Here is a 5,268-nt window from a genome sequence, read left to right as displayed (position 1 = left end):
TCATAGATTAATAATTAATATTTTCCTTTCCTTTTGGATTCAAAATATCTGTATTGCTCTCCTTTTTAAAGCGGGAGAAAAATGGTTTTCTTTGGACAATTAATCCCCTCTGCTTTCTTAAATTATACTCTAGTATTCCTTCCCCAAAAGAAATAAAAGAAAACATGGATAAGGTAATCATCAACGAACTAAATAATGGGACCCAAGGGAATGCATCCATATCAATGGTTACATCAAATAAAAACATTGGCCATACAAGTGCTGAATTTTGAATCTCATATGCTCCACCATCAATTTGTGAAAGCGACTGGGATATAAATATACCGAATAAACCCAGCTGCCCCAGTAAAAACAAAACACTACCCAGATGCTGTACAAAATAAGCAACCCATTGCGGATAACATCCCGGCCAGTAATACCATTTCAACAATCCAAACGGTTTAGAACCTGTAACAAGTCCAGCTTCATAATAGGTAGTCTCTTGAATAAGCTTTACACTTTTATAAACGACCTCCCCAACCTTTCCTAATTCGAGGATGATAAAAAAAGTAATCATCCATGCTGCTCGATGAGGCGAAAAGATGAAAAAAGGGATCGTCGACAAAATAATAATATAAAAAAATACTGGCAACCGCGAGAATAAATAATTCCATCCTTGCAGAAAACGTCGTACCGGATTCAAGTGTGCTGCAGCAACGCCAAACGGGATGGCAAATAAAAAAGTAAAAATAGAAATCGTGAACACTGTTGTCAATGTTCCACGCGTTCCCATAATAAGAGCACTATAGATGTCTCGTCCCTTTTTATCCGATCCTAACGGAAATTCTTTGCTTGGAGAAAACGGTGGTAACATAAAATCTAAATTACCACCAGATCCTATAATATAACTATGGCTTGAAACGGTTTTATCAACTTTCGGTAAATAGGGTCCAAAAACGAACAAAATGGCTAAAATACTGCAGCCTATTATTCCGAACCAAATAGATGGAATTTTTCTCATTGTTTACTCCCCTTTCGTTTTGGATCAAGAAAATAGGTTAGTATTTGACTGATCCATTGGGCTGCTAGAAAAAGTAACATTAAAAGTAAGCTAAACCCAATGACCGCGGGAGTATCAATATGTAGTACATCCCCTGAAAAAATGGTGGTGTTTATTTTTATAGCTGTTATTAATCTTGTCCCAATACCGTGATACATGGTTAAAAATTCTACGACAAACATGCCGGAAACAAGGGTAAGCACAATTGGCATAAAGTGTTGAAGTAATTTTGGCCAACAGTTACGTAGTATATGTTTCCATAAGATAACTCTTTCAGGTATACCCTTAGCACGAGCGGTTTTAATATAATCCTGTTCGTCTTCTTCTTCAAGAGCTTGTGAAGTATACCTCGCAATAATAAAAGCTGGATACATACTCAAAAAGATAATTGGCAAAAAGATGTTATACCAATATTCATCTCCATACATATGAAAATATGGAAGAGCATTTGCTTTTCTCAACGCACTGGATATTATTGTTTGGGCTAAAAATATTAGAAAGAAATCGGGAACAGATTGCCCTAACCAGGTTACCCCTTTTCCGAAAAATCTCCCTAATTTTCCTTTGTGCCTATAGTCAAAAACCCCTTTATAAACCCCGATTAAAATACTAAGGATTAAACCAGGAAGAAGAATAACAATACTTCTTTTAAAATATAAGGATATTTCTGTTTCTACCGGTTCATCAAAATCTGTAGTACCGATACTTTTTTGTGCCTTCACATCATTTATATAATGTGAAATGTTTTGTCCATAATTAGTCCAATCGAAATGGTAGGACAAAACCGATCTCACAGACACAAAATGTGATTCTGTGTCTCTAGGGAGCAACACTATCAAAATAATTACTACAGCCATGCAGCTCCAAAGAAGAAGACTTTTGAATAACTGGACAAGAATATTTCTGTCCATGTCACTATTTTTAACAGGAACCAAGAAATGATTAAGAATTTGTCCTGTCCATTGGGCAATAAGGAAAAACACTAGAAATGCTAAGGTAAAACCAATTATCGAAGAACTATCGATTGACATTGGGGTACCCGCAGAAATAAATTGTTGAATATGAAGCGCCTGGATTAACCGGGTTCCCATTCCGTGATACATCGTTAAAAATTCTACGACAAACATACCCGAGACAAGCGTTAGAACAATAGGCATAAAGTGCTGCAGAAGCTTAGGCATACAGTTTCTTAGAACATGGCGCCAAAGAACCACTTGGTCTGGAACTCCTTTTGCCCGAGCCGTAAGTATAAAATCTTGATCACTCTGTTCTTCTAAAGCTTGCGATGTATAACGTGCTATCACAAATGCCGGATACATGCTTAAAAAGATGATAGGAAAAAAGACATTGTACCAATGCTCATCACCATAAATACGCATTTTCGGAAAACCATGCTGCATTAAATAGCCAATAAATGTTTGGACTAAAAAAATGAGAAAAAAATCTGGCACAGACTGCCCTAACCACGTGGTACCTTTACCAACGATTTTCCCTACTCTTCCTTTATGTTTAAAATCAAAAACTCCCTTATAGATTCCTATCGCAAAGCTTAAAAACAATGCAGGAATTAGGATTACAAAGCTTTTCCAACCGAAAATCGCAATTTCATGAATAACAGGCACATGTAAATTTGTCATTCCCATTCCGTGAGGCAAATCACGAATAAAATGTACGATATTTTGAATGTAAGCATTCCAAGTAAAATGATAAGTCATAATATCTTGGTTCGCAAAATATCTGGGAGCTGTATTTCTTGGGAGTAACAGAATTAGGATCAGGAGTATGGCTGTTACTACCCATATCAGTAATGAACCTAATAAACGAAATACAAGTTTCATAAGAACCCCTTTCGATACCCATAAAATATATTAATCTATGTATTAACTAGCAGAATTTCGGTGCTTTTCTAAGCGCTTGCACGTTTGCTGCAATTCTTCTCGTAATTTAACGTTCTGTTCTTCTAGAATTTTTATTTTTTTCTTTAATGCGGTGATCATTATGTTCTTATACTTTTCTTCTTTTTCACGCTTTAATTGGAGAAGTGAAGGTAGCGATGGATCTTGTATTCTCATTTTTTCAATTAATGCTCTTATTTCTGTATTTTTATAAAGAGTAGCTTTGCTTACTCCTGAAACTTTTGAAATACTGTTAAAATTAATTTTTTCGTTACCGTCAATTAGTAAATCAATTGCCGTTTTTACTTTTTGAATGGTTCTTTTTCTTTTTAATGCGTGGAGCTGTTTCAAATGCTCGTTCATATTTGTACCCACCCTTCCCAATTACTTTTTAAAAAGATTGTTATTACAAAAAATTATTCACGTTTTTAATATTAAAGTAAAAATCATTTCTTCTGTGTTTTGGAATACCTTGTAGTACGGGTAATCTTCACCTATAACCGCATAATCCAAACAAATTCCATCAACAACGCTCCAAAATAGTGTTGAAATGACAGATGAATCTATATCCTCTTTAAATTCGCCATTATCCTTTCCTTCTTCTACTATTGTAATAACAAAATTTCTATATATATTTTGATATCTTTGCAACATAATGTTCCGTATTTCCTCTTTACGGGAGGAAGATAGCCAAAACTCACCGTGAACGAGGATTAAATATTTAAATTCCTTAGATAAAGTAACTTCTCGATATGTTTTGAAAAGAAACCGCATTTTTTCGGTTGCAGTCGCAATGGTTTTAAACTTTTCTTGAAAATAATCAAAGTTAGCTTTTGTTTTTTCATTCATAAGCTGAATATAAATATCATCTTTTGTTTTAAAATAATTATAAATCGAACCTTTACTCATCCCTGATTGAGCACAAATATCGTCGATGGTCGCTAATTCAAATCCTTTTTCAGCAAAGCAGATTAGCGCACTTTCTAGAATAGCTTTCTTGCGATTTTCTTTATACTCTTCCGAAACAATTGGTGACATTCTCTTCCCCCGATAATTTTTTGAATCTCGTTTGTAAGTGTGTAATGCTAATAGAGCTTATAATTACGCTTAGGCATTATTTACTTCCCACTTGATTGTTTGTTGAATTCCTTCACTGAACGGAATCACTTCCTTATAACCCAGTTCTTCTCTTATTTTTGTATTGTTCATAGATAAATGCTGTTCAGGATTTAAGCCATCTGATATTTTTGCAGTGTCATCAATCAAAATACGTCCATCCCATTGATAATGTTGCTTTATGGTTGTTATCCAATCCAACTCTGTGAGTGCATGCTCTTCTGCCACATTATAAACTCGATTGGACGCTTTAGGATTAGTGATTGCGAGAGTGATAGCATAAGCAATATTTTCTACAAAACCGCGTGAAGTTCGCCATTTTGCCTCTATAGGGTTAAGAATAATTTCCTTACTAGATTTCATTGTCGTTAAATACTGTGACAATCGAAATTGCCGATCATTAGGACCATATATCATTGGTAATCGCAGAATGGTAGATGGAATAGAACATTTCTGCATATATTGTTGCTCTACCAAAATTTTGTCATAATGATATCGCCATTCATCCTCCTGAGAAATACTTCGGTAAGGATAAATGACGTTTCGTAATGGAGAATCCTCAAAAATGTCATCCGTAGTGAAATCGCCCGTTTCTAATCCTATTAGTTTCCCGTATGCTTGATATACGTCTGCACTACTTAATGCTACAAAACGTTTCGTTATAGCTGAGCACGTTTGAATAACATCAATTGCATCCTGTTCTATATAAGGGAACATATCAACCACTACATCAAGATTTAAATTCTGAAATTGCTGACGGAAATCACATAGATGTTTCCGATCGCCAAGGATTTCTCTTACTGATTCTGGCAAGCTGGTATTTGTATGGCCGCGATGAAAAATCGTTACATGATGTCCTTCGTTTACTAATTGTTTCGTGACGTATGGCCCTAAGAATCTTGTACCACCAATAATTAAAATGTTCATGGATTTCACCTCTTCAAAAATTTTTTTCACTTCCAAAAACGACTAGTCAGTTTGCAATATTCCATACTTTAACACAATGTTCGACATTATATGATATTCATGAATGTTCTAAAAATTCTTGAGAAAACATTCCCATTTAAGGCTCTTTTCTTTAAATTTCCTGTCTTATGTTTCTTTTTAAGAAAAGATGTCTTGAAACCTTATAGTCTTAGGATTTAGGACAAATTATGAAAAACAACAGGTTAAAATCACTTTTTAGATTTTAACAATCTATACGAAAAACTCCATTAA

Annotated in this window: 5 protein-coding genes; all 5 read right to left on the bottom strand. The window is 34.6% G+C overall.

Annotated elements, in window-relative coordinates; translation table 11 throughout:
* Nucleotides 1-7: 7 nt before the first annotated feature.
* The 5 genes from AC3WJF_RS22940 to AC3WJF_RS22920 all read right to left on the bottom strand — a co-directional run bounded on the left by AC3WJF_RS22940 (nt 8) and on the right by AC3WJF_RS22920 (nt 4,977).
* Nucleotides 8-1,000, bottom strand: a complete 993-nt coding sequence (locus AC3WJF_RS22940) for a hypothetical protein (RefSeq protein WP_492456400.1) — start codon at nt 998-1,000, stop codon at nt 8-10.
* Nucleotides 997-2,877 (bottom strand): ABC transporter permease subunit, encoded by a 1,881-nt coding sequence (locus AC3WJF_RS22935; RefSeq protein WP_492456398.1) that lies wholly within the window; start codon nt 2,875-2,877, stop codon nt 997-999. The genes AC3WJF_RS22940 and AC3WJF_RS22935 overlap by 4 nt, the downstream gene beginning before the upstream one ends.
* A 42-nt stretch (nt 2,878-2,919) precedes the next feature.
* On the bottom strand, nt 2,920-3,297 hold the full coding sequence (locus AC3WJF_RS22930) for a DUF6262 family protein (RefSeq protein ID WP_492456396.1): 378 nt from the start codon (nt 3,295-3,297) through the stop codon (nt 2,920-2,922).
* Nucleotides 3,298-3,354: 57 nt separating this feature from the next.
* Nucleotides 3,355-3,972 (bottom strand): TetR/AcrR family transcriptional regulator, encoded by a 618-nt coding sequence (locus AC3WJF_RS22925; RefSeq protein ID WP_492456395.1) that lies wholly within the window; start codon nt 3,970-3,972, stop codon nt 3,355-3,357.
* Between the two features lie 69 nt (nt 3,973-4,041).
* Nucleotides 4,042-4,977 (bottom strand): NAD-dependent epimerase/dehydratase family protein, encoded by a 936-nt coding sequence (locus AC3WJF_RS22920; protein ID WP_492456394.1) that lies wholly within the window; start codon nt 4,975-4,977, stop codon nt 4,042-4,044.
* Nucleotides 4,978-5,268: the final 291 nt, after the last annotated feature.

Source organism: Heyndrickxia sp. FW510-T9 (assembly GCF_058781025.1).
Note: the sequence above shows the minus strand (reverse complement) of the source record. Positions and strands in the feature narration are given on the sequence as shown.

Coding starts and splice junctions, on each gene's coding strand:
- AC3WJF_RS22935 (WP_492456398.1), bottom strand. CDS start 2,877: ATGAAACTTGTATTTCGTTTATTAGGTTCATTACTGATATGGGTAGTA.
- AC3WJF_RS22925 (WP_492456395.1), bottom strand. CDS start 3,972: ATGTCACCAATTGTTTCGGAAGAGTATAAAGAAAATCGCAAGAAAGCT.
- AC3WJF_RS22930 (WP_492456396.1), bottom strand. CDS start 3,297: ATGAACGAGCATTTGAAACAGCTCCACGCATTAAAAAGAAAAAGAACC.
- AC3WJF_RS22940 (WP_492456400.1), bottom strand. CDS start 1,000: ATGAGAAAAATTCCATCTATTTGGTTCGGAATAATAGGCTGCAGTATT.
- AC3WJF_RS22920 (WP_492456394.1), bottom strand. CDS start 4,977: ATGAACATTTTAATTATTGGTGGTACAAGATTCTTAGGGCCATACGTC.